22 protein-coding genes are annotated in these 22,582 nt (G+C 73.1%); 16 read left to right on the top strand and 6 right to left on the bottom strand.

The genetic code is table 11. The features are described from left to right. The first annotated feature begins 74 nt into the window (after positions 1–74). The 8 genes from K7472_RS01450 to K7472_RS01485 all read left to right on the top strand — a co-directional run bounded on the left by K7472_RS01450 (position 75) and on the right by K7472_RS01485 (position 7,781). On the top strand, positions 75–593 hold the full coding sequence (locus K7472_RS01450; protein ID WP_222973140.1) for a (2Fe-2S)-binding protein: 519 nt from the start codon (positions 75–77) through the stop codon (positions 591–593). Beyond that, positions 590–1,591, top strand: a complete 1,002-nt coding sequence (locus K7472_RS01455) for an FAD binding domain-containing protein (RefSeq protein ID WP_222973142.1) — start codon at positions 590–592, stop codon at positions 1,589–1,591. Before K7472_RS01450 ends, K7472_RS01455 begins: the two co-directional genes overlap by 4 nt. Further along, complete coding sequence (locus K7472_RS01460; RefSeq protein ID WP_222973144.1) at positions 1,588–3,681, top strand: xanthine dehydrogenase family protein molybdopterin-binding subunit; 2,094 nt, start codon at positions 1,588–1,590, stop codon at positions 3,679–3,681. The genes K7472_RS01455 and K7472_RS01460 overlap by 4 nt, the downstream gene beginning before the upstream one ends. 236 nt (positions 3,682–3,917) lie before the next feature. Further along, positions 3,918–4,109, top strand: a complete 192-nt coding sequence (locus tag K7472_RS01465) for a hypothetical protein (RefSeq protein ID WP_222973145.1) — start codon at positions 3,918–3,920, stop codon at positions 4,107–4,109. Between the two features lie 12 nt (positions 4,110–4,121). After that, positions 4,122–4,829 carry a hypothetical protein gene (locus K7472_RS01470; RefSeq protein WP_222973146.1) on the top strand — a complete coding sequence of 236 codons (708 nt, stop codon included), beginning with the start codon at positions 4,122–4,124 and terminating at the stop codon, positions 4,827–4,829. Continuing rightward, complete coding sequence (locus tag K7472_RS01475) at positions 4,826–5,794, top strand: DUF6895 family protein (RefSeq protein WP_222973147.1); 969 nt, start codon at positions 4,826–4,828, stop codon at positions 5,792–5,794. Before K7472_RS01470 ends, K7472_RS01475 begins: the two co-directional genes overlap by 4 nt. Then, complete coding sequence (locus K7472_RS01480) at positions 5,791–6,711, top strand: DUF6895 family protein (protein WP_222973148.1); 921 nt, start codon at positions 5,791–5,793, stop codon at positions 6,709–6,711. Before K7472_RS01475 ends, K7472_RS01480 begins: the two co-directional genes overlap by 4 nt. Then, on the top strand, positions 6,708–7,781 hold the full coding sequence (locus tag K7472_RS01485; RefSeq protein ID WP_222973149.1) for a serine hydrolase domain-containing protein: 1,074 nt from the start codon (positions 6,708–6,710) through the stop codon (positions 7,779–7,781). Before K7472_RS01480 ends, K7472_RS01485 begins: the two co-directional genes overlap by 4 nt. A 4-nt stretch (positions 7,782–7,785) precedes the next feature. Here K7472_RS01485 and K7472_RS01490 read toward each other — a convergent pair whose 3' ends face one another. Next, positions 7,786–9,198, bottom strand: coding sequence for an APC family permease (locus tag K7472_RS01490; protein WP_222973150.1), 1,413 nt, complete (start codon positions 9,196–9,198; stop codon positions 7,786–7,788). Positions 9,199–9,319: 121 nt separating this feature from the next. On the opposite strand from K7472_RS01490, the gene K7472_RS01495 reads away from it, so the two are divergent. Beyond that, complete coding sequence (locus K7472_RS01495) at positions 9,320–10,069, top strand: Mut7-C RNAse domain-containing protein (RefSeq protein ID WP_308013719.1); 750 nt, start codon at positions 9,320–9,322, stop codon at positions 10,067–10,069. A gap of 110 nt (positions 10,070–10,179) precedes the next feature. Here the strand turns inward: K7472_RS01495 and K7472_RS01500 are convergent, their stop codons facing one another. Further along, positions 10,180–10,410, bottom strand: a complete 231-nt coding sequence (locus K7472_RS01500; protein ID WP_222973153.1) for a hypothetical protein — start codon at positions 10,408–10,410, stop codon at positions 10,180–10,182. 272 nt (positions 10,411–10,682) lie between these two features. Here K7472_RS01500 and K7472_RS01505 point away from each other — a divergent pair, with 272 nt between their 5' ends. The 6 genes from K7472_RS01505 (at position 10,683) to K7472_RS01530 (ending at position 17,066) form a co-directional block, all read left to right on the top strand. Continuing rightward, complete coding sequence (locus tag K7472_RS01505) at positions 10,683–11,633, top strand: SGNH/GDSL hydrolase family protein (RefSeq protein WP_222973155.1); 951 nt, start codon at positions 10,683–10,685, stop codon at positions 11,631–11,633. Between the two features lie 257 nt (positions 11,634–11,890). Next, positions 11,891–12,919, top strand: coding sequence for an L-threonine 3-dehydrogenase (tdh, locus tag K7472_RS01510; protein WP_222973157.1), 1,029 nt, complete (start codon positions 11,891–11,893; stop codon positions 12,917–12,919). Between the two features lie 53 nt (positions 12,920–12,972). After that, a complete protein-coding gene (locus tag K7472_RS01515) occupies positions 12,973–14,166 on the top strand; it encodes a glycine C-acetyltransferase (protein WP_222973159.1) in 1,194 nt (397 codons plus the stop codon). Next, on the top strand, positions 14,163–15,077 hold the full coding sequence (locus tag K7472_RS01520) for a LysR family transcriptional regulator (RefSeq protein WP_222973161.1): 915 nt from the start codon (positions 14,163–14,165) through the stop codon (positions 15,075–15,077). The genes K7472_RS01515 and K7472_RS01520 overlap by 4 nt, the downstream gene beginning before the upstream one ends. Positions 15,078–15,224: 147 nt before the next feature. After that, on the top strand, positions 15,225–15,548 hold the full coding sequence (locus tag K7472_RS01525) for a DUF1330 domain-containing protein (protein WP_222973163.1): 324 nt from the start codon (positions 15,225–15,227) through the stop codon (positions 15,546–15,548). A gap of 174 nt (positions 15,549–15,722) precedes the next feature. After that, positions 15,723–17,066, top strand: a complete 1,344-nt coding sequence (locus tag K7472_RS01530) for an MFS transporter (protein ID WP_308013720.1) — start codon at positions 15,723–15,725, stop codon at positions 17,064–17,066. On the opposite strand, the gene K7472_RS01535 is transcribed toward K7472_RS01530, so the two are convergent. From K7472_RS01535 to K7472_RS01550, 4 genes are read right to left on the bottom strand one after another with little or no spacing between them, the layout of a single operon-like run. Further along, on the bottom strand, positions 17,053–18,837 hold the full coding sequence (locus K7472_RS01535; RefSeq protein WP_222973165.1) for an SDR family oxidoreductase: 1,785 nt from the start codon (positions 18,835–18,837) through the stop codon (positions 17,053–17,055). The genes K7472_RS01530 and K7472_RS01535 overlap by 14 nt on opposite strands. Next, a complete protein-coding gene (locus K7472_RS01540) occupies positions 18,834–19,697 on the bottom strand; it encodes a M24 family metallopeptidase (protein WP_222973166.1) in 864 nt (287 codons plus the stop codon). Before K7472_RS01540 ends, K7472_RS01535 begins: the two co-directional genes overlap by 4 nt. 53 nt (positions 19,698–19,750) lie before the next feature. Further along, positions 19,751–20,854 carry a PDR/VanB family oxidoreductase gene (locus tag K7472_RS01545; RefSeq protein ID WP_222973167.1) on the bottom strand — a complete coding sequence of 368 codons (1,104 nt, stop codon included), beginning with the start codon at positions 20,852–20,854 and terminating at the stop codon, positions 19,751–19,753. A gap of 26 nt (positions 20,855–20,880) precedes the next feature. Continuing rightward, the gene (locus tag K7472_RS01550; RefSeq protein ID WP_222973169.1) at positions 20,881–21,759 is read right to left on the bottom strand and encodes a metal-dependent hydrolase; all 879 of its coding nucleotides are present in this window, start codon (positions 21,757–21,759) and stop codon (positions 20,881–20,883) included. A 136-nt stretch (positions 21,760–21,895) separates the two neighbouring features. Between K7472_RS01550 and K7472_RS01555 the strand changes: the two genes are divergently transcribed. Next, on the top strand, positions 21,896–22,549 hold the full coding sequence (locus K7472_RS01555; protein ID WP_222973171.1) for a TetR/AcrR family transcriptional regulator: 654 nt from the start codon (positions 21,896–21,898) through the stop codon (positions 22,547–22,549). Positions 22,550–22,582: the final 33 nt, after the last annotated feature.

A 22,582-nucleotide genomic window follows, 5' to 3' on the forward strand; every position in this document is an offset into this window, starting at 1 on the left:
ATGGCCCCGCCGTGCGTGTTTCGTCCCGTCCCGCGTGGGATACCCCGGAAACCGGGGCAGAAGGAGGTCGCGGCATGGACGGCACGAGTGAGGTCGGGCTGCGGATCAACGGGAAACCGTTCAGCCGCGTGATCGACAACCGGACGACACTGCTGGACCTGCTGCGCGAGCAGGCCGGGGTGACCGGGCCGAAGAAGGGGTGCGACCACGGCCAGTGCGGTGCCTGCACGGTGCTGCTCGACGGCGACCGGCGGGTCAACGCCTGCCTGCTGCTCGCGGTCTCGCTGGACGGCGCGGACGTCACCACCGTCGAGGGGCTCGCGGACGGCGACCGGCTCCACCCCGTACAGCAGGCCTTCGTCGACCACGACGGCTTCCAGTGCGGATTCTGCACGCCCGGCCAGATCTGCTCGGCCGTCGCCGCGATCGCCGAGGCCCGGGCCGGCTGGCCCAGCGTCGTCACCCCGCCGGACACCCCGCCCGGCCCGGTCGAGCCGACCGCGGCGGAGATCCGCGAGCGCATGAGCGGCAACCTGTGCCGCTGCGGCGCCTACGTCAACATCGTCGCCGCCGTGCGGGAGGTGGCCCGGTGAAGACCTTCCAGTACGAACGCCCGGCCGACGCGGACACCGCGGTGGCCCTGCTCGCCGACGCGCCCACGGGGGCGTACCTCGGCGGCGGCACCAACCTGGTCGACCTGATGAAACTGGGTGTCGCCGCCCCCGACCTGCTGGTGGACGTCAGCAGACTGCCGTTCGACGCCGTCGAGGAGACCGGGACCGGCGGCCTGCGGATCGGCGCGGCCGTGCGCAACAGCACGCTCGCGGTGCACCCGCTCGTGCGGGAGCGCTACCCGGTGCTCTCCCAGGCACTGCTGTCCGGCGCCTCCACCCAGTTGCGCAACGCGGCGACCGTCGGCGGCAACCTGCTCCAGCGCACCCGGTGCCCGTACTTCCAGGACGTCGGCAAGCCCTGCAACAAGCGCCGCCCGGGCACCGGCTGCCCGGCCCGCGAGGGCGCGCACCGTGATCTGGCCGTGCTGGGCGCCTCCGAGCACTGCGTGGCCACCAACCCGTCCGACATGGCCGTCGCCCTCGCCGCGCTGGACGCCATCGTGGACGTCGCCTCGGGACACGGACCGCGCCGCGTGCCGTTGACCGACCTGCACCGGCTGCCCGGCGACGCGCCCGACCGCGACACCACCCTGCGGCACGGCGAGCTGATCACCGCCGTCGAGCTGCCCCCGCCCATGCCGGGCGCCCGCAGCGCCTACCGCAAGGCCCGCGACCGCGCCTCCTACGCCTTCGCGCTCGCCTCGGTGGGCGCCGTCCTCCAGGTCCGCGAGGGGCTCGTGCACCACGTGCGCGTCGCCTTCGGCGCGCTGGCCGCCAAGCCATGGCGGGCCAGGACCGCGGAGGAGGCCCTGCTCGGCGAGCCCGCCACGACCGCCTCCTTCGACGACGCCGTACGCCACGAACTGGCCGCCGCCCGCCCTCTGCGCGACAACGGCTACAAGGTGCCGCTCGCGCGCCGCATGGCGGTGAGCATGCTGACCGAACTGGCCGCCGCGAGCGCAGGGGGGACGCCGTGACCACCCTTCCCCGTGTCACCGGCGAAGCCGTCGCCCGTATCGAGGCCCGCGACAAGGTCACCGGGGCCGCCTCCTACGCCGCCGACCATCCGCTGGACGGCCTCACCCACGCCTGGCCGGTCACCGCGACCGTCGCCCGCGGCGACATCACGGCCGTCGACGACAGCGAGGCCCTGCGCGACCCGGCGGTGCTCGCCGTCCTCACCCACGCCAACGCTCCCCGGCTCGCGGACGCGGGCGACCCCATGGTGGCCGTCCTGCGCTCACCGCACGTCGCCCACCACGGCCAGATCGTCGCGCTCGCGGTCGCCGAGACGCTGGAGGCCGCCCGGGCCGCCGCCGGCGCCGTGCGCGTCACGTACGACGAGCAGCCGCACGACGTCGTCCTGACGGCCGACCGTCCCGGGCTCTACACCCCCGACGAGGTGAACGCGGGCCACCCGGCCGACCGGCGGCGCGGCGACTTCGACGCCGCCTACGCGGCGAGCGAGATCACCGTGGACGCGGTCTACGAGGTCACGCCGCTGCACAACCACCCCATGGAGCCGCACGCGGCGACCGCCGTGTGGGACGGCGACGCCCTCACCGTCTTCGACTCCAACCAGGGCTCGACCGTCGTGCGCTCCACCCTCGCCGCGCTGTTCGAGGTGGACGAGGCCGACGTGCGCGTCGTCAGCGAGCACGTCGGCGGCGGCTTCGGCTCCAAGGGCACCCCGCGTCCGCACGTCGCCCTCGCCGCCCTCGCCGCGAAGGCCGTGGGACGCCCGGTGCGCCTCGCGCTGCCGCGCAACCGGATCGCCGCCGTCACCGGCCACCGCGCGCCCACCATCCAGCGGGTGCGCCTGGGCGCCGACGCCGACGGCCACATCGACGCGCTGGCCCACGAGACGGTCACCCAGACCTCGACGCTCACCGAGTTCGTCGAGCAGGCCTCCGTCTCCAGCCGGATGATGTACGCCTCCCCGCACAGCCTCACCACGCACCGGGTGGCCCGGCTCGACGTGCCCAGCCCCTCGTGGATGCGGGCGCCGGGGGAGTGCCCGGGGATGTTCGCGCTGGAGTCGGCGATGGACGAACTCGCCAGCGCCTGCGGTCTCGACCCGGTGGAGCTGCGGATCCGCAACGAGCCGCCCGTGGAGCCGGACTCCGGGCGGCCGTTCAGCAGCCGCCACCTGGTGGACTGCCTGCGGGAGGGCGCCCGCCGCTTCGGCTGGCACGACCGCGATCCGCGCCCGGCCGTGGGCCGCGACGGCCCCCTGCTGATCGGCAGCGGTGTCGCCGCCTCCACGTACCCGGTGTGGGTGTTCCCCTCGCACGCCGAGGCGTACGCGGGCTCGGACGGCCGCTACGAGGTACGGGTCAACGCCACCGACATCGGCACCGGTGCCCGCACCGTGCTCACCCAGATCGCCGCCGACGCCCTCGGCGTACCGCTCGACCTGGTACGGGTGAGCATCGGCCGCGGCGACCTGCCCGCCGGATCGGTCGCCGGCGGTTCGTCCGGCACCGCCTCCTGGGGCTGGCCGGTGCACAAGGCCTGCACCGACCTGCGGCAGCGGGTGAGCGACGCGGGCGGCCACGTGCCGGACGGGGGCCTGTTCGTACGGGCGGACACCGAGCAGGAGGCGGGCGGCGGCACGGAGTACTCCCGGCACGCCTTCGGGGCGCAGTTCGCGGAGGTCCAGGTGGACACCGTGACCGGCGAGGTGCGGGTGCGCAGGATGCTGGGTGTCTTCGCGGCCGGGCACATCCTCAATCCCCGTACGGCGCGCTCGCAGTTCATCGGCGGAATGACGATGGGGCTGGGCATGGCACTGACCGAAGGCAGCTTCCTGGACCCGGAGTTCGGCGATTTCACCGAACGCGATCTGGCCTCCTATCACGTCGCGGCCTGTGCCGACGTTCCGGAGATCGACGTGCACTGGATCGACGAGGACGATCCGCACCTGAATCCGATGGGATCCAAGGGAATCGGGGAAATCGGCATCGTCGGCGCGGCAGCAGCTTTGGCCAATGCAGTGCATCACGCCACGGGTATGCGTGTGCGACGGTTGCCGATCCACCCTGACACGATTCTCCTCGGGCTCTGAACCGGCAGGAAAAACAAGCGAGTTGGCGGCACGTCACGAGTGTGACGTGCCGTTTTCTCGTGCGTGTTTCCGTTGTGCTTTCAAATGAGCCGCGATTTACGTCACTTGCCGACCGGTAAATGAACGTCAAACAAATATTTTCCCCGGTCACCCGCTGGACCATTTGCGGGATGGGTCGAGGTGCGTTCCACTGGACGAGTAAGCGAAACCGCACTTCCCACTTAGGGGATGGTTGCATGTTCTCCGAGGAATCCGTGGTCCGGGACGTCGCCCAGGACATCGACATCGACCTCGAAGCCGCCCTGAATCCCGCGGAAGCGGAAGGGACCTTCCGGGACACCCGTGAATGCGCCGCCTTGGCGCTGATCGGCGGCCAGGGCGCGCTGCTCCTGTCGCCTCCGACTCCTCGGCCCACCAAGAAGGGCTGACGGGGGACTCGCATGAGTCAGTCAGGCCTGCCCCCGCTGACGGGCGCGGTGCGTGACCTGGCACACGAGGTGGTCTCCGCCCTCCGGGGCGGGGGCCACCTCGCTGGGAGCACGGCCCTCGCGGACGACGAACTGGGACTCGCCGCGGTACGGGTGCTCGGCGCCGACGTGCTGCTGCCCGCCACCCTCGCCGGCTACTCGCTGTCCCCCGAACGGGTGGCCGCTTTCCGTACCGCGACCCTGGCCTTCCCCGCCGCCCCGGGCGCCGCGCCGGTCACCGCATGGAGCCACTGGGGCATGCGGCGCGCTCTGCGCACCCTGAGCGGCCCCGACGAGGACCCGGCGCTCCCCGACACCGGTGAACCCGGCGCCTCCTGGCTGCACTCCCTGCCTTGGCAGCGGTTCACCCACCAACTGGCCGTACTCGGCGCCCTCGCGCTGCCCGGCCTGCCCAGCGAGGTCGCCACGACCGCGGCGCTGCGGCCGGTGGACCTCGCCCGCGGCTTCGTACGGGCGGTACGCCGCAGGGACTGGCTGCAGGCCGCCGGTGCCGCCCGCTGGCTGGCACTGCTCGACGGCGTCCCCGACACCCTCGGCCTCGACACCGGCCTCGACTTCGTGCTGCTGATGAGCGACGACGACCCCCGCGTCGCCCTCCAGGCGCACGCCGCCCGGCACATCCGCGACGAACGGCTGCTGGACGAAGGACTGCGCGCGTGACCGCGCCGTACGCCGACGAGGTCGCCCGCGCCGCGCTGCGCTGGGTGCGCGGCCACCGGGACGACTTCGCGCTCCCCGCCGACGTCACCGACCCGCGCACCCCGGTGGACCGCACCCTCAAACCGCTCGGCGAACTGGCCCAGTTGTGCCTGTCCATCCGCCGCGCCACCCCACCGGACGACGAACGGCACCACGTGGCGGCCGAGCTGGTCGACTTCGCGTGGCGGCAGACCGACGACGGCGCCCTCTTCCTCGACCTGCTGCGCGCCGAGCCGTTCGCCACCTACCCGCTGGAGATCTACGCGGCCTTCGCGGAAGCGGGGCTGCGCCACCCGGAGTTCGAACGGCTCGCCGGCGCCGTGCTGCGCACCCGCAACTGGCGGGCCACGGAACAGGACCCCAACCGGCGTCTCGGCATCCTCAACACCGAACGCCGCGGCGGCTTCCCGCGGACCGCCGACCCGGCCGAAGCGCTGGAGCGCACCTGGCTCGGCGCGCTGCCCGAGCCCTGGTCCTTCGAGCGTCCCAGCGGCTACGCGCTCACCCACACCGTCTTCCACCTCACCAACTGGGGTGCCGCGCCGCACGCCGTGCCCGACGACCTCGCGCGCTACCTCGGCACCTGGCTGCCCGCCTGGACCGACGGCTGCCTGGAGGACCAGCAGTGGGACCTGGGGTGCGAACTGCTCGCCGTGGCCGCGAGCCTGCCCGAGCCGTCCGACCCGACACCCGAGACCGCGGGGGCGGCACGCGAGTCCGACGAGAGCGTGTGGGCCCGGATCGCCGAGGCCCAGGACGAGCAGGGCGGCCTCCCCGAAGTCGGCGGCAGGCCCAGGGACTTCACCCACTGCTACCACTCCACCCTGGTGGCCGCCTTCGCCGCCACCCTCACCACTGAGCGGACGGCCCCGCCGCCGCGCACGGCTCCGCTCGCCACCGAACCGCTGGACGGAGCACGCACATGACCAGCACCCGGCTCATCCACGGCGTGGGTCTGCGGGCCCTGGAATGGCTGCACGCGCGCCGCGACGGATTCCGGCTGGAGCCCGACGCCGATCCCGAGGTCGGCCTGATGGACCGCTTCAAGCCCATCGGTGAACTCGCGGTGATCTGCGGGGTCATCTTCCGCGAGGGCGTGGCCGGTTCACGGCAGTCACAGCTCGCCCGGCAACTGCTCGACCACGTCTGGCGCGACACCCTCGACGGCGGCCGGATGCTGGTCGAGGGCGCCCGCACCGAACCGATCTCCCCGATCCCCTTCGAGGTCTACCTGCCGTTCCGCGAACTGGGCTACGAACAGCCCGACATCGAGCGGGCCACCCGGCTCAACCACCGGCTCGGCAGCTGGTCCGCCGTGGAGGTGCTGCCGGTCAGGCGCCTGGGTCTGTCCGCCTTCCAGCGCCGCTTCGGCCTGCGCCCAGAACCCGGCGTCGACGAGGCCACCGCCCGCACCTGGCTGGCCCGCACCCCGGAGCCGTGGACGGTCGAGGGCCACATCGCGTACGACATCACCCACACCGTCTTCCACCTGACCGACTGGGGCGAGCGGCCGGACCGGCTGCCGCCGCACATCGCCGGCTACCTGGCCGACTGGCTGCCGGTGTGGCTGGACGACTGGCTGGAACTGCGACGCTGGGACCTGCTCGGCGAACTCCTCGTCGTCGACGCCTGCCTGCCCCGGCCCACCTTCGACGAAGCCGCGTGGGAAGGCTTCGCCGCCGCCCAGCAGCCCGACGGCGCCATGCCCGCGCTGCGCGAGATGCCCGAGGGCGAGCCCGACGACCTCTTCGACCTCGTCTACCACCCCACGCTCGTCGCCGCCTTCGCCTCCGCGTTGGCCCTGTCTCGCTCGCTGTCCGCGCTGACGCCCGAGCCGTCGTGAGCACGACCGCGGTCCGGACGGCGGCGGGGGAGCCGACCGGGGACGACGACCCGGACCACCTGCTGGAGCGGGCGGTCGACGCGGTCGACGCGCCCGACGTCGTCTTCGCCCTGTCCGCCGACGGCGCCCGCCGGGTACGACAAGGCGGCACCGCACCCGCCCCGCCCGGCGGACGCGACCGGCTGCGGTACGAACTCGGCTCGGCCTCCAAGCCGTTCGCCGGTCTGCTGCTCGCCCGGCTCGCCACCACCGGCCGCGTCGCCTACCACCAGCGCGCCGCGACACTGCTCGACCCGGGGCGGCGGCACGGCGGCGTCGACCGCGTCACGCTGACCCACCTGATCACGCACACCTCGGGACTGCCCGGCATGCCCGCCGACTTCTACCCGCAGGCGCTGCCGCGCTGGTCGACCGACCCCTACTCCGGATATCCCGCGCACCGCGTCGTCGCCGCCTTCCTGCGCGCCCGGCCCCGGCACCGCCCCGGCGCGCGCTGGCGCTACTCCAACTTCGGCGCCTCCGTCCTCGGCCACACCCTGGCCGCCGCCACCGGCACCGCGTGGGAGGAACTCCTGACCGCCGAGGTGCTCGCGCCGCTGGGTCTGCGCGACACCGCGCTGCGGCCGTCGCCCGCCACGGGCAAGGACGCCGTGGGACACCGGCGCGACGGGAGAACCACGCTGCCCCCGCTGGACGTGGCGGGCTTCGCGGCGGCGGGCGCGGTGCGGGCGACGCCGTACGACATGCTCGCCTTCCTCGAAGCCCATCTGCGGCCGGACAGCACGCCGTTGGACTCCGCGCTGCGGGCCGTGCGCCAACCGCTGCTGCGCCGCGGGTTCGGCCGCCGTGAGGTCCACACCCTCACCTGGTTCCAGCACTCCACCGACCACGGGCCGGTGTACTTCCACTGCGGGGCGACCAGCGGACAGCAGGCGTTCCTGGGCTTCTGCCCGGCCACCGGCACCGCCGTCGCCGGCGCCTGCACCCGCCGCTTCCGCACGAGCGACGCCTTCGTCCCGACCGCCTACGGGCTGCTGCTGGACGTCGCGCGGGCGGTCCCCACGCCGTGAGCCGTCAGGCGTCCAGCTTCAGTTCCGTCGAACGGCCCGTCAGCTTGCGGACCAGCAGGATCGCGATGCCGATCACCAGCCAGCACGAACCGCCGATCTGCGCCTTGGAGTCGGCGTTGTAGAGCACGTAGCCGATGATGGCGAAACCGATCAGCGGCACCACCAGGTGCATGCCGTAGGTGTGTTCGCGCCTGCGCACCAGGAAGTAGAACATCACCGACACGTGCAGCATCAGGAACGAGAAGAGCGCACCGAAGTTCACCAGCGACGACAACAGCCCGACCTGCCCGACCAGTCCGAGCCCCAGGCCCAGACTGATCACGGCGACCAGCAGCACCGCCCGCTCCGGCACCTTCCGGGTGGGATGCACGTGGGCCAGGAACCGCGGCAGCTGGCCGTCGCGTGCCATCGAGAACAGCAACCGGGAGGTCGCGGCCTGCGCCGCCAGGGAGTTGGCGACGGCGGCGGCCAGCGCGCTGGAGACCGCCACCACGTCCTTGAACCACACGCCGCCCGCGATCCGCGCCACGTCGTAGAACGCGGTGTTCTCCGCCGCCTGGTTGGGCAGCGAGGTGCGGCCCGGCAGCAGCAACGCCGCCAGATACGTCTGCACGACGAACAACGCGGCCACCAGGCACAGCGACAGCAGCGTCGCCCGCCCGACCACCTTCCGGCCGCCGCGCACCTCCTCGGCGAGGGTGGAGATGGCGTCGAAGCCGAGGAACGACAGCGCCGCCACCGACAGCGCGGAGAAGACCAGGCCCACCGAGAAGACGTGCGGGTCGTAGAAGGGCGTGGTGGTCCAATGGGCGCCGTTCTTGCCGTCGTTGATCGCGATGACGCTCAACACCACGAACATCGCCAGGATGATCAGTTCCGCCAGCAGGAAGAGCTTGTTCATCTGCGCGGTCGTGCGGATGCCCAGCATGTTCACACTGGTGTTGAACACCACGAACACGACGATCCACAGCCACTGCGGCACCCCGCCGATCACCGACTGCAACGCCACCGCACCGGTCACGTACAGCAGCGTGGGCACCAGCAGGTAGTCCAGCAGGATCGCCCACCCGGCGAGGAACCCCGCCTCCGGCCGCAGCCCGCGCCCGGCGTACGCGTAGACGGATCCGGCGATGGGAAACGCCTGCGACATCTCGCGGTAGCTCAGCGCGGTGAACACCATCGCCACCAGGCCGATGACGTAGGTCAGCGGCACCATGCCCTTCGCCGTGTCGAAGACGACGCCGAAGATGGCGAAGGGCGCGATCGGCACCATGAAGACCATGCCGTAGACCAGCAGGTCGCGCAGGCCCAGCGTTCTGCGCAACTCCTGCTCGTAGCCGAACCGCTCCAGCGACTCGTCGCCGCCCTGGCCCTGCGGACGCGGCCGGCCGGCTGCCTCGTGGTCTGACTCGCTCATGGGACTCCCCTGGAACGCGCGTCCGACCAACGTACCCCCGGGGAACGGGCTCGCACGGGAGCGCGCCGCGTGCGTCGAAAGACGTTGGCCGGGCGGGGGCCCGCGCTGGCATGCTTGCCGTGTGGACAGGACTGGGATCCGGCTGGCCTTCTCCCCGCACCTGCACGTCTTCGTGGCGGCGCGGCTGCGGGAGGACGGCGCGCAGGTGCGCACCGACGGCGTCTCCTCGCTGGGCCACGTGGTCGAGTCCCTCGGCGTACCGCTGACCGAGGTCGGCGCGCTGCACGTCGGCGGACGCGAGGTGCCGCCCCGCTACGTGCCGGTCGAGGGGGACGAGGTGCGGGTGCGCGAGGTGACGCGGCCTCAGCCGCTGCCCGGTCCGCCCCGGTTCCTGCTCGACGTCCACCTCGGCACGCTCGCCCGCAGGCTGCGGCTGCTGGGTGTGGACACCGCGTACGAGAGCGTGGACATCGGCGACGCGGCGCTGGCCGCCCGGTCGGCAGCCGAGCAGCGGGTGATGCTCTCCCGCGACCGGGGCCTGCTGCACCGCCGCGAGCTGTGGGCGGGCGGTTACGTCTACAGCCACCGGCCCCCCGAGCAGCTCAAGGACGTGCTGTCGCGCTTCGCACCGCCGCTGCGGCCGTGGACCAGGTGCACCGCGTGCAACGGAGTGCTGCGCGAGGCGGGCAAGGAGGCCGTGCGGGAGCGGCTGCACGGCGGCACCGAACGCAGCTACGACGTGTACGCGCAGTGCGCCGACTGCGGTCAGGTCTACTGGCGCGGCGCCCACCACGAGCGGCTGAACGCGATCGTCGAGGAGGCGGTGCGGGAGTTCGGGACCCCTGGACAGGGCGCGGTCGCCGACCGGTGAGCGCCCCGCGGAGCCCGGGCCGACGCCCGCCCGGCCCGCACACGCGTCGTCAGCGCGGGCCGCGACACGACACGCGCTGACGAGACCGGCGAACCGGTACCGCGCCAGGATCAGAAGAAGTCGCGCTCGACGATCTCCTCGCGCTCGATGACCTCTTCGCCGCCGAAGAGACCGCCGAGGAAGCCGCCGCGCTCCTCCACGACGGTCTCCCGCTCGACGATCTCCTCGCGGCCGAAGAACCCACCGCGGCGCTCGACGACCGTCTCGCGTTCGATGATCTCCTCCCCGCCGAAGAACCCGTCCCGCTCGATGATCTCTTCGCGCTCGTAGTACTCACGCACGGCGCTTCCTCATTTCCCTCGGTACGACCCGTCGCGGCGTCACCGCCGTACGGGCGGATGAACACGGGCCGCCGGACCGGCCGTTGGAGACGTGACCGACGAACCCGGGCTGATCATAGAGGCGGTGACCAGGGGCGTCGGCCGTGCGGTGGTCAACCGCCAAGCGGAGCAGGCCCGTTCACTCCACGTCAAAGCTCTTGTCGAACATGGTTCACCGGTGCGCATAATCGGCCGCGCGCGGGCGATCAAGCCCGGCCGGAAGGAGCCGCACCATGCTGTCCGACGTGCTCAACCGCCCGTGGAGGAAGAGGAGCCGGCCCCGCCGGCGAGCGCGCACCGCGCCGGGCGGGCTCGCCGCCGCTGCCGCCGTCACCGCCGCGGCCCTCCTGCCCGCGGCGGTCTGCGCCACCCCCGCCTCCGCGGCGCCCACCCATCCGGCGCACACCCGCACCCACTACTACCTCTCGCTCGGCGACTCGCTCGCCGCCGGGTACCAGCCCGACGCCAAGACGAACGTCCCGGGCGTGTCCTACACCGACCAGCTCTACCAGCGCCTGAAGAAGAACGACCCGGGCCTGGTGCACGTCCAGCTCGGGTGCAGCGGCGAGACCACGACCACCCTGCTCGACGGCGGCATCTGCTCCTACTCCGGCGCCCGCTCCCAACTCGACGCCGCCACCGCGTTCCTGAGGCAGCACCGGGGCCAGGTCACCACGGTCACCCTGGACATCGGGGCCAACGACGTCGACGGCTGCTTCTCGGCCTCCGGCATCGACACCGGCTGCGTGCTCAAGGGGCTGGCCACGGTCACGAAGGACGTACCCCGCATCGCGGCCGAGCTGCGCGCCGCCGGCGGGCCCGGGCCGCGCTACGCGGGCATGACGTACTACGATCCCTTCCTCGCCACCTGGCTGCTGGGGTCGAGCGGTCACACCCTGGCCGACCTGTCGGTGCCGCTGGCCGACACGCTCAACACCGTCCTGAGCACCGCGTTCCGGATCAACGGCTTCCGCGTCGCCGACGCCTCCGCCGCCTTCCAGACCAACGACTTCGCCCCGGTCGACGCCCCCGGCCTGGGCACCGTCCCGGAGAACGTCGCGCGGATCTGCGCGCTGACGTGGATGTGCACCCCGTACGAGGACATCCACGCGACCCGGCAAGGCCACGCGCTCCTGGCCGACGTCTTCCAGCGGGCTCTGGAGGCCCGGGGCACCGGACGCTGATCGCTGACTGCGCAGGGGCCCGGCGCGCGTCGCCGGGCCCCTGCGTTCGCGGCCCCCGCACGCCCTTCCGACCCCGGCGACACGCCCGGGCCCAAGAGCCTCCGGCGCCCCTCCCACCCCTGGCGTGAAGCCGTTCTGTTGGCCCGCTTAAGAAATCCTCGATGGACGCGGCGGTGCTCCGGTCGGCACATTGATGATCGCCGCTGGTCAGCGCCTGGTCGGTGGCTCAGCTCTTCGTACGCCCAGGAGTCGCGCCGATGAAGGCCCTTGTCAAGCAGCACGCGGAACCCGGTCTGTGGCTCATGGACGTGCCCGAACCCGAGTACGGCGCCTCCGACGTGCTGATCAGGGTGAAGCGCACCGGCATCTGCGGCACCGACCTGCACATCCGGGCGTGGGACGGCTGGGCGCAGCAGGCCGTGCGCACGCCGCTCGTGCTGGGCCACGAGTTCGTCGGCGAGGTCGCCGCCGTCGGCGCGGACGTCGACGGCATCGCGGTCGGGGACCTGGTCAGCGGCGAGGGCCACCTGGTGTGCGGCAAGTGCCGCAACTGCCTGGCCGGCCGCCGCCACCTGTGCCGTTCCACGATCGGCCTCGGAGTCGGCCGCGACGGCGCGTTCGCCGAGTACGTCGCGTTGCCCGCGTCCAACGTCTGGGTGCACCGCACGCCGGTCGACCTCGACGTCGCCGCGATCTTCGACCCGTTCGGCAACGCCGTGCACACCGCGCTGTCCTTCCCGCTGGTCGGCGAGGACGTGCTGATCACCGGCGCGGGCCCGATCGGCATCATGGCCGCCGCCGTCGCCCGGCACGCCGGTGCCCGCAACGTCGTGATCACCGACGTCAGCGAGCCCCGCCTGGAGCTCGCCCGCAAGGTCGGCGCGACCCTCGCGCTCAACGTCGCCCAGTCCACCGTCGCCGACGCGCAGACCCGCCTCGGCCTCAAGGAGGGCTTCGATATCGGCCTGGAGATGTCCGGCCGCCCCGAGGCGATGCGCGACATGGTCGACAACATGACGCACGGCGGCCGCATCGCGATGCTGGGACTGCCCGCGCAGGAGTTCGCCGTCGACTGGTCGAAGATCGTCACCTCGATGATCACCGTCAAGGGCATCTACGGCCGCGAGATGTTCGAGACGTGGTACGCGATGACCGTGCTGCTGGAGGGCGGTCTCGACCTCACCCCGGTGATCACCGGCAGCTACGCCTGCACGGATTTCGACGCCGCCTTCGACGAGGCCGCCACCGCCCGCAGCGGCAAGATCATCCTCGACTGGACCGTCTGAGCGGCCCCGGCCGCCACCCCCGCGCCCGCGCCGCCCGACCCTAGGAGAACCTGATGTACGCGTCCGTACGCGACGACCTGCGCGCCACCCTCGACGAGATCCGGGACGCCGGCCTGTTCAAGCCCGAGCGCGTCATCGGCACCCCGCAGTCGGCGTCGGTGGCCGTCACCGCGGGCGGCGCCCCCGGCGAGGTGCTGAACTTCTGCGCCAACAACTACCTGGGCCTGGCCGACCACCCCGAGGTGATCGCGGCCGCCAAGGAGGCGCTGGACCGCTGGGGCTACGGCATGGCGTCGGTGCGCTTCATCTGCGGCACCCAGGACGTGCACAAGGAGCTGGAGGCCCGGCTGTCGGCGTTCCTCGGCCAGGAGGACACGATCCTGTACTCCTCCTGCTTCGACGCCAACGGCGGCGTGTTCGAGACGCTGCTCGACGCCGAGGACGCGGTGATCTCCGACGCCCTCAACCACGCCTCGATCATCGACGGCATCCGCCTGTCCAAGGCCCGCCGCTTCCGCTACGCCAACCGCGACATGGCCGACCTGGAGGCGAAGCTCAAGGAGGCCTCCGGTGCCCGGCGCCGCCTGATCGTCACCGACGGCGTGTTCTCCATGGACGGCTACGTGGCGCCGCTGGACGAGATCTGCGACCTGGCCGACCGCTACGACGCCATGGTCATGGTCGACGACTCGCACGCCGTCGGCTTCACCGGCCCGACGGGTCGCGGCACCCCCGAGCTGCACGGCGTCACCGACCGCGTCGACATCATCACCGGCACCCTCGGCAAGGCGCTCGGCGGCGCCTCCGGCGGCTACGTGGCCGCCCGCGCCGAGATCGTCGCCCTGCTGCGGCAGCGCTCCCGCCCGTACCTGTTCTCCAACTCGCTCGCCCCGGTGATCGCCGCCGCCTCCCTGAAGGTCCTCGACCTGCTGGAGACCGCCTCCGAGCTGCGCGACCGGCTCCAGGCCAACACCAAGCTGTTCCGCACGAAGATGACCGAGGCGGGCTTCGAGATCCTGCCCGGCGACCACCCCATCGCCCCGGTGATGATCGGCGACGCGGCCGAGGCCGGGCGGATGGCCGAACTGCTGCTGGAGCGCGGCGTCTACGTGATCGGCTTCTCCTACCCGGTGGTGCCGATGGGCCAGGCACGCATCCGCGTCCAGCTGTCCGCTGCGCACTCCACGCAGGACGTCGAGCGGGCCGTGGCCGCGTTCGTCGACGCGCGAGCGACAATGGCTGGGTGATCGACCCGCGCAGACTCAGGATCCTGCGGGCCGCGGCGGACCACCGTACGGTGACCGCCGCGGCCGCGGCCCTCTACCTCACGCCCTCGGCGGTGTCCCAGCAACTGGCGGCGCTGGAGCAGGAGACCGGCCACACGCTGCTGACCCGCAGCGGCAAGGGCGTGCGGCTGACCGCGGCCGGGGAGATCCTGCTGGCGCACGCCAACACCGTCGCCGCCCAGCTGGAGCGTGCCGAGGCCGAGCTCGCCGCGTACGCGGGCGGCACCGCGGGCGAGGTCACGGTGGCCGCCTTCGCCACCGGCATCGCCGAGGTGCTGGCCCCCGCCGTGGCCCGGCTGCGCGACGACCGGCCCGGCCTGCGGGTGCGGGTCCGCGACGCCGAGGGCGACGAGAGCCTGCCGATGGTGCTGGACGGCGAGGCGGACGTGGCGCTCGCCGTCGAGTACCGCGGCGCCCCCCGCGAGGACGACCGGCGCCTCGCGCGCGTACCGCTGTACGCCGAGCCGTTCGACGCGGTGCTGCCCGCCGCGCACCCGCTCGCCCAGGCGCCCGACGTGGCGTTGTCCGCGCTCGCCGCCGACGACTGGATCGGGCCGTATCCGGGCAACCCGTGCCACGAGGTGATGCTGCTCGCCTGCGAACTGGCCGGATTCCAGCCCGCGTTGACGCATTCCTCGGACGACTTCCGGGCGGTCGTGGCGCTGGCCGGGGCGGGTGCGGGGGTGGCGCTCGTGCCGCGCTCCGCGCTGCGCGGGATGGAGCTGAAGGACACCGTGGTCCGCCCGGTCACCGGCCCGGCCGCCACCCGCAGGGTGTTCGCCGCGGTACGTCGCGGCGCCGACCGGCACCCGCTGATCCGGCCGGTGCTCGACGCCCTGGCCCTGGCGGCGGACGGGCTGTCGACGCGGTGAGGGAACGGGGGCGCGAGCCGGTGTGCCGTCGCGGGCGGGACGTACCTAAGCGCGACTGATTCGCGGCCCCGCGCACCCCGCATAGCGTCGTTCCCGTCAGCGAGAAGCCGTACCGGAGCGCACTGCCGGGGAACACAGGGAGCAGCCATGACCGCCTATGCCGTCGCCCACGTCCACACCGTCGAGTTCGGCCCCGACATCGTGACGTACCTGAAGCGCATCGACGCCACGCTGGAGCCGTTCGGCGGGTACTTCGTGGTGCACGGCGGCGACGTCGAGGTCGTCGAGGGCTCGTGGGGCAAGGACCTGATCATCATCGCGTTCCCGGACCGGGAGCGGCTGCGCGCCTGGTACGACTCGGCCGCCTACCGGGAGATATTGCCGCTGCGCACCGACCACATGGACGCCGACATCGTCTTCGCCCAGGGTGTCCCCGCGGACTATCGCGCGGCGAGCGCGCTGGAGCACTGAGCGCGTCCGCGCGGACCATCCTCCAGGTATGTCGTCATCAAGTATCTTGACGTCGAGAGGAAATCGCGACAGGCTGCTTCCCGTACGAGTGATGCCATCGGCCACGGACGGGGGAGTGGGCTCATGCGGCGCGGCGCGGTGCGCTCAGGCGACGGAGAGTCGGGGACGGGACTGGTGGCGCAACTGCGTCACCCGCCGGGTGGGCGTGACGCGCGGATCATGCTGTTCGCCCAGTTCCTCGACCGCACCGGGTCCGGTGTGTGGAGCTCCGCGGCGGTGCTCTACTTCACCTTCGTCAGTCATCTGAGCGCGCGTCAGGTCGGTTTGCTGCTGGGCGTCTCCGCGATCGTCGGCGTCGCGGGGGCGCCGCTGGCGGGACACCTCGCGAGCCGCTTCCCTGCCCGTTCTCTGCTGGTCGCCTGCCATCTGCTGCGCCTGGCGACCATGAGCCTGCTGCTGTTCTGCGACAGCTTCGCCACGCTGCTGCCGGTGGTCGCCGTCACCTGCCTCGGTGACCGCGCGGCGAAGATGCTGGACATGCTGTTCGCCACCCTGGTGGCGGGCGAACGGCACTCGACCTACCGGGGGCTCTCGCGCAGTGTCACCAACGCCGGATACGCGGTGGGCGCCGGCGTCGCCGCCCTGGGGCTGGCCGTGGGAACCGGCGGCGCCTACCGGGCCCTGGTGCTGGCCGACGCCGTGTCGTTCCTGGTCGCGGCCGTGCTCGTGGGACGTCTGCGGGAATCGGCCGACCCCCGCGCGACGCCGAGCGGACACGGCACGGCACGGCCGCACGGCGTGGCCCCAACGGCGCGGGCGACGACCGGAGCCGGGCGGAGCCCCTGGCGGGACCGCGGCTACCTGCTGTTCGTCGTGCTCGACACCCCGCTGAACCTCGACGACTCCGTGCTCAACGTGGGAATGCCGCTGTGGCTGGTGAGCCGCACCACCGCGCCGCACGCGATCGTCCCGGTCTTCCTCACCGTCAACACCGTGCTGGTGGTCGTCCTCCAGATGCGGGTGTCCGCGCGGGCGGAGGGTCCTCGCCGCGCGGCACGGGCCGTCGGCCTGTACGGCGCCCTGATGCTCGCCTGCTGTCTCGTGCTGGCGGTCTCGGCGACCGGCGGCACCTGGCAGGCGGTGGGCGTGATGCTGGCGGCGGCGGTCCTGGTGACCCTGGCGGAGCTGATGCGGTCGGTGAGTTCGTGGGAACTCGCGGTCTCCCTCGCGCCACCCACCCGGCGCCCCGCCTACCTCGGTGTGGCCGGGGTGTCGTCGGCGGTGCAGAAGTCCGCCGGGCCGCTGCTGCTCACCGGCGCGGTGATGGTCGCGGGACCCGCCGGCTGGATCGCGCTGGGGGCGGCCGTCGCCGGTGTCTCGCTGGTCCAGCGGCGAGCCTGCGGACGGCGGTTGGACGCGATGGAAGCCGCCGCCGCGCTCGTCGGCCAACCGGTGCGGCGCGCGAGCCCGACCGCCTCGCGAGCCGAACCGGTTGGTCCGCGGCTCACCCCGCGTTGACGCGGGCCGCCAGCCGCAGCAGGCCGGGGGAGAGGCGGCCGACGAACCGGGCCGCCTTCGCCTCGAACGTCACCGGCACGACCGCCTTGTTCCCGCTCACCGCGCGCAGGATCTGCTCGGCCACCTTCTCCGGCGGGTAGTTGCGCTTGGCGTACAGCCCCGACACCCGCTTGCGGCGGGCGTCCTGCTCGGAGTCGCTCAGGCCGGAGAACGTCGTGGTCCGGGTGATGTTGGTGTTGACGATGCCCGGGCAGATCGCGCTCACCCCGATCCCCGAGGGCGCCAGTTCCGCGCGCAGGCAGTCCGACAGCATGAACACGCCCGCCTTGCTGGTGGCGTACGCGGCGAGCACCTTCGAGGGCAGGTAGGCGGCGGCCGAGGCGAGGTTGACGATGTGGCCGCCCTCGCCGCGCTCGCGCATCAGCGTCCCGAAGGCGCGGCAGCCGTGGATGACACCCCACAGGTTGACGTCCAGGACCCGCTTCCACTCCTTCTCGGTGGTGTCGAGGAACGTCCCGGAGTGGCCGATGCCCGCGTTGTTCACCACGATGTCCGGCACGCCGAGTCCGGCCGCGACCTCGGTGGCGAAGGTGTCGACAGCGGCGCCGTCCGAGACGTCCACCCGCCAGGCCCGGGCGTTCGCGCCGAGCAACCGGGCCAGTTCCACGGTGCGTTCGGCCGCCTCCAGGTCCAGGTCGCAGACCGCCACGTCGGCGCCCCGCTCGGCGAACGCCAGCGCGGTGGCCCGTCCGATGCCGGAGCCCGCGCCCGTGACGACCGCCAACTTCCCGGCGAACGGGCGGTGTTCGGCCTCCCCGCGACCCGCCCGGTCCAGGCCGGGGGCGGCGGGCTCGCCGTCCAGGTGGCCGGTGAACTCCCTGACCATGCGTGCCACGGTCGTTCCCTTCTCCAGCAGCGCCGACCAGTGGGTCGCCGGAACGGTGCGCCGCCACAGCCGCGGCGCCCACCGCTCCAGACCCTCGGACAGCGCCGGGCTGACGTAGTGGTCCTTGGTCAACGTGATCAGCTGCACCGGCACGTCCGTGGGCCGCTGCCGCGGTCGCGCCAGACGGGGCAGCATGTTCGCCCGGTACAGCGTGATGCCGCGCACCGCGTCGTCCGCGAGCGTCGACTGCGGATGACCGGGGCGTGGCGTGACGCCCTCGATCCGCCGCAGCACGCCGCCCCAGCGGTCCGCGAGACCCAGCCGCCAGGCCGCCGGGGCGAGCGCGGGCAGGTGGAAGGCGGTGATGTACCACGAGTGCGCGGCCTGCGTGAGCAGTTGGCCCACGTGGCGGGGCGTGGGCCGGGCCAGCCGGTGCCGGATCCACAGCGCCACGTGGTCCAGGCACGGCCCGGACAGCGAGGTGTACGACGCGATGCGCTCGCCCGAGCCGGGCTCGGTGACCGCCTCCCAGGACTGGATGGACCCCCAGTCGTGCGCCACCACGTGGACCGCCTCGCCCGGGCTGACCGCGTCGACGACGGCGAACAGGTCACCGGCGAGCAGCGGGAGCCGGTAGTCCGCGCGCCGCTGCGGCCGCCCGGAAGCCCCGGCACCGCGCACGTCGTAGCGCACCACATGGTGGTCGCGGGCCAGCTCGTCGGCCACGTCGTCCCACACCCGGTGCGTGTCGGGGTAGCCGTGCACCAGCAGCACCGTGGTCCGGTGCGCGTCGCCCTGCTCGTAGACCGCCAGCGGCACCCCGGCCGAGACCACCGTGCGCCGCCGCACCGCCACCGGGCCGGTCCGCTCCGCAAGACCGCTCATCGCAGGGCCCCCTCGTGGACGCGCCGCACGTGCGGCAGGTCGTCGTCGAGCCAGTAGGCGTCGTCCTCGGTCACCACGAGCAACTCCTCGAACTTCAGGCCCACATCACGGAACCCGACGTGCGGTTCCACCGCCCACAGCCCCGGCGTCGGCGGATGCGCGGACGAGCGGCCGTCCGCCCACAGCGGGGAGCGGCCGTGCAGCCGCTCGCTGATCAGCTCCCGGCCCAGCGTCTGGAGGGTGCGCACCCCGAAGCCGAAGAGGTTCACCCCGGCCGGGCCGCGCGGGGTGACCCGGGTGACCTGGTGGCCGATCACCCGGCCCGGGTACACCTGGTGGCGGTTGTCGTAGCCGTGCCGCGCGATGAGCGCGTCGACGGCCGCGTACACCTCGTTGAGCGGCTTGCGCGCCCGCACCTCGCGCAGGATCAGGTCGCGGTACTCCAGCAGGTCGACCGCGATGCGATCCCAGATGGGATTGTCGCCGACCTTGCCCGCGTAGCCGATGTCGGCGGTGTAACCGTCCACCACCGGCGCGCAGTCCAGCACGTACGACATGCCGGGCCTCAGCACACGGCCGCTGGCGAAGAACTGCAACGGCGTGCGGAAGTGCCGGAAGGCGGTGCGGTCGCCGAACCAGGCGAACGGCACGTGGAAGAAGTCCTCGACGCCCTCGGCCACCAGCTCGCGCCGCAGCCGCGCCGCCGCCTGACGCTCCGTCACTCCCGGTTCCAGCCAGTCGGCGACGCGGTCGGCGCACCGGTAGGCGAGCTGCTGGAGTTCACGGAAGCGGTCGAGATCGCGGTCGTCGTAACGGAACGACGGGGCACGCCCGTTGCGGGGCGGCGAGAGGGTGCTCATGACGGGCCTTCCGGACGTCGGGCGGGGACGGGGATGCGGGGCGGGCGGCGCGGTCACAGGTCGAGTTCGAGGCACCCGCCCTCCGCGGCACGCGAGACGCACACCAGCATCCGCCCGGCGGCCCGCTCCTCGTCGGTCAGCTTGCGGTCCCTGTGCTCGACCTCGCCCGCGAGCACCCGTACGGCGCACACCCCGCAGAACCCCTGACGGCACGAGTACGGGGTGGCCGGGTCGCGCTCGCGCAGCACCTGGAGCGCGGTGCGGTCCGCCGGCACGTCGAGCACCTCGCCGCTGCCGCGCAGCCGCACCGTGAACGGGCGCCCGTCGCGGACCGGCGCGGCGGTGAAGCGCTCGAAGTGCAGCGCCCGCGCCGCACTCGCGTCGAACGCGGCCCGCACTGCGTCCAGCATCGGCCCGGGACCGCAGCAGTAGACGGCCGATCCGGCGGGCGCCCGGGACAGCAGTCCGGCCGCGTCCGGCACGCCGTGCTCCTCGTCGGTCAGCACCTCCACCCGGTCCGGCGAGCGCGCGGCCAGTTCGGCCAGCTCGTCGGCGAACGGCAGCGACGCGCGGGTGCGTCCGCAGTGCACCAACCGCCAGTCCAGACCGCGCCGTTCGGCCTCGCGGGCCATCGGCAGCACCGGCGTGATGCCGATCCCGCCGGCGATCAGCAGCACCGAGGCGTCCGCCGCGAACGGGAAGGCGTTGCGCGGCCTGCGCACGGTCACCCGTACACCGGGCCGCAGCGCCTCGTGCACCTCCACCGATCCGCCGCCCCCGCCGTCGATCCGGCGCACGGCGATCCGGTACGCGTGCACGTCGGCCGGGTCGCCGCACAGCGAGTACGGGCGGCGGCGCCCGGACGGCAGGGTCACGTCCAGATGGGCGCCGGGCTGCCAGCCCGGAAGCCGCCCGCCGTCCGGCGCGGTCAGCCGCAACGACACCACGTCGTCGGCCTCCTGACGCCGCCGCGTCACGAGCAGCTCCAGTGCGTCGTCCACCGGCGCGGGCACCGGCCGGGGGTGGCGACGTCCGGCGAGCGGGACGTAGACGTCGGCGAAGGCGGTCAGCAGGCGCATCATGCGGTCGCTGCCGTGCCGGCCGTTGACGTCCGGCGGCGGGACGGCGGCCAGGGGGCTCGGGGTGGTGCGGCTCATGGGGTCCTCGGGCTGGTCGCGGCGGGTCAGTGGGCGGCGGCGCGGGCGGCCGGGGAGCTGCCGAGGTAGGCCACGGCCTGCCGGGTCGAGCCCTCCTGGGTGGGGTGGTAGTGCGGCCGCAGGTAGCGGGCGCCGGAGCGCGCGGTGCGGCGCAGATCGGGCAGCAGCCCGCGCCGGGCACTGGCGAGGTAGCCGCGCCAGGTGGCCCGGACCCGGCCGCGCAGCTCGGGATCGGCGGCCATCAGGAAACGGGCGCCGCGTACCCACAGCCAGTACAGGACGGGACCCGCGACGGCCATCGCCCGCACCCGGCGCGCGTAGCCGGGATCGAGGTGGCACAGCAGGTCGTACGCCACGCTGCGGTGCTCGACCTCCTCGGCGCCGTGCCAGCGCAGCAGGTCCAGCATGACCGGGTCGGCGCCCGCGCGGTCCAGCTCGTCCGCGTTGAGCACCCAGTCGCCGAGGAAGGCGGTGAAGTGCTCGATGGCGGCGATGATCGCGACGCGCTCGACGACGTGCTCGCGCTGCTGTGCGGGGGACAGGCCGGGGCGGTCGCCCAGCACCCGCCGGAACAGCCACTCGATCTGCCGCACGTACGGCGCCGGGTCCAGGCCCTTGGCCAGCAGGTGGTCCAGCACGCCCTGGTGCGCCTCGGCGTGCATCGCCTCCTGGCCGACGAAGCCGACCACGTCCTCGCGCACCCGCTCGTCGGTGATCAGCGGCAGTGCCTGCTTGAAGACCCGGACGAACCAGCGCTCGCCCTCGGGCAGCAGCAGATGCAGCACGTTGATCGTGTGGGTGGCCATCGGATCGCCCGGTATCCAGTGCATGGGCAGCCCGGACCAGTCGAACCGGACGTCCCGGGGCTGGAGGACCAGGTCGGCGTGCTCTTCCGCGGTGGTCATGGCGGCGACTCCGTCAGCGAGAGGGATCACGTGAGGGTTCACGCGGGGAATCAGCGGAGGGGTGGGGAAGCGAGGCGCGTTATTGAGGGTTACTCAACAGTAAGAGATATTGAGATCCTGTCAATAGGATGGGGACATGGCCCGTACACCCGCCGCCCGCGCTCCGCGCATGCCGCCGACCGACCGTCGCACCCAGATCCTGTCGGCGGCCCGCCGTGTCCTGGAGGTCCGTCCGATCGACGACCTCTCGGTGGAGACCGTCGCCGCCGAGGCGGGGGTCTCGCCCGGCCTGCTCTTCCACTACTTCGGTTCGCAGCGCAAGTTCCGGCACACCGTCCTGGAGGCCGCCGCGCAGGAACTCCTCGACCACGTGCGCCCCGACCCCGGCCTGAGCCCGGCCGCCCAACTGCGCGCAGGCATCGAGACGTTCGTGGACTACGTCACCCGCTATCCCACGATCTACCAGGCGGTGACCCGGCTGGGCGGCGGTGCGGGCGTGCGCACCCTGCACCGCTCGGCGCGCTCGACGCTCGCGGGCTGGATCACCCAGGGACTGGCGAGCGCGGGGGCGCCGGTGACGCCCGCGCTGACCTTCTCGGTCGCGGGGTGGCTCGCGTACATGGAGGAGGTCGTGCTCGCCTGGCTCGACAACCCCGCGATGGACCGGGCGGACCTGCTCGACCTGTGCGAGCGCACCGCCTACCAGGTGGTGATGGTCGCGCTGGACGACCCCGCGGAATGGGAACGGATCCGCGCGGGGATGCGCGCGGCACCGGACACGGGCGTGTGACGGCCCGGGAGCGACGCCGCCCCCGTCCTGGCA

The sequence above is a fragment of the Streptantibioticus parmotrematis genome (assembly GCF_019890615.1).
GTDB classification, from domain to species: Bacteria; Actinomycetota; Actinomycetes; order Streptomycetales; family Streptomycetaceae; genus Streptantibioticus_D; species Streptantibioticus_D parmotrematis.

Excerpts from the sequence above, each read along its gene's own strand:
- K7472_RS01525 (WP_222973163.1), top strand. The coding sequence starts at position 15,225 with ATGACCGCCTATGCCGTCGCCCACGTCCACACCGTCGAGTTCGGCCCC.
- K7472_RS01515 (WP_222973159.1), top strand. The coding sequence starts at position 12,973 with ATGTACGCGTCCGTACGCGACGACCTGCGCGCCACCCTCGACGAGATC.
- tdh (WP_222973157.1), top strand. The coding sequence starts at position 11,891 with ATGAAGGCCCTTGTCAAGCAGCACGCGGAACCCGGTCTGTGGCTCATG.
- K7472_RS01450 (WP_222973140.1), top strand. The coding sequence starts at position 75 with ATGGACGGCACGAGTGAGGTCGGGCTGCGGATCAACGGGAAACCGTTC.
- K7472_RS01540 (WP_222973166.1), bottom strand. The coding sequence starts at position 19,697 with ATGAGCACCCTCTCGCCGCCCCGCAACGGGCGTGCCCCGTCGTTCCGT.
- K7472_RS01465 (WP_222973145.1), top strand. The coding sequence starts at position 3,918 with ATGTTCTCCGAGGAATCCGTGGTCCGGGACGTCGCCCAGGACATCGAC.
- K7472_RS01545 (WP_222973167.1), bottom strand. The coding sequence starts at position 20,854 with ATGAGCCGCACCACCCCGAGCCCCCTGGCCGCCGTCCCGCCGCCGGAC.
- K7472_RS01490 (WP_222973150.1), bottom strand. The coding sequence starts at position 9,198 with ATGAGCGAGTCAGACCACGAGGCAGCCGGCCGGCCGCGTCCGCAGGGC.
- K7472_RS01535 (WP_222973165.1), bottom strand. The coding sequence starts at position 18,837 with ATGAGCGGTCTTGCGGAGCGGACCGGCCCGGTGGCGGTGCGGCGGCGC.
- K7472_RS01480 (WP_222973148.1), top strand. The coding sequence starts at position 5,791 with ATGACCAGCACCCGGCTCATCCACGGCGTGGGTCTGCGGGCCCTGGAA.
- K7472_RS01470 (WP_222973146.1), top strand. The coding sequence starts at position 4,122 with ATGAGTCAGTCAGGCCTGCCCCCGCTGACGGGCGCGGTGCGTGACCTG.
- K7472_RS01555 (WP_222973171.1), top strand. The coding sequence starts at position 21,896 with ATGGCCCGTACACCCGCCGCCCGCGCTCCGCGCATGCCGCCGACCGAC.
- K7472_RS01550 (WP_222973169.1), bottom strand. The coding sequence starts at position 21,759 with ATGACCACCGCGGAAGAGCACGCCGACCTGGTCCTCCAGCCCCGGGAC.
- K7472_RS01505 (WP_222973155.1), top strand. The coding sequence starts at position 10,683 with ATGCTGTCCGACGTGCTCAACCGCCCGTGGAGGAAGAGGAGCCGGCCC.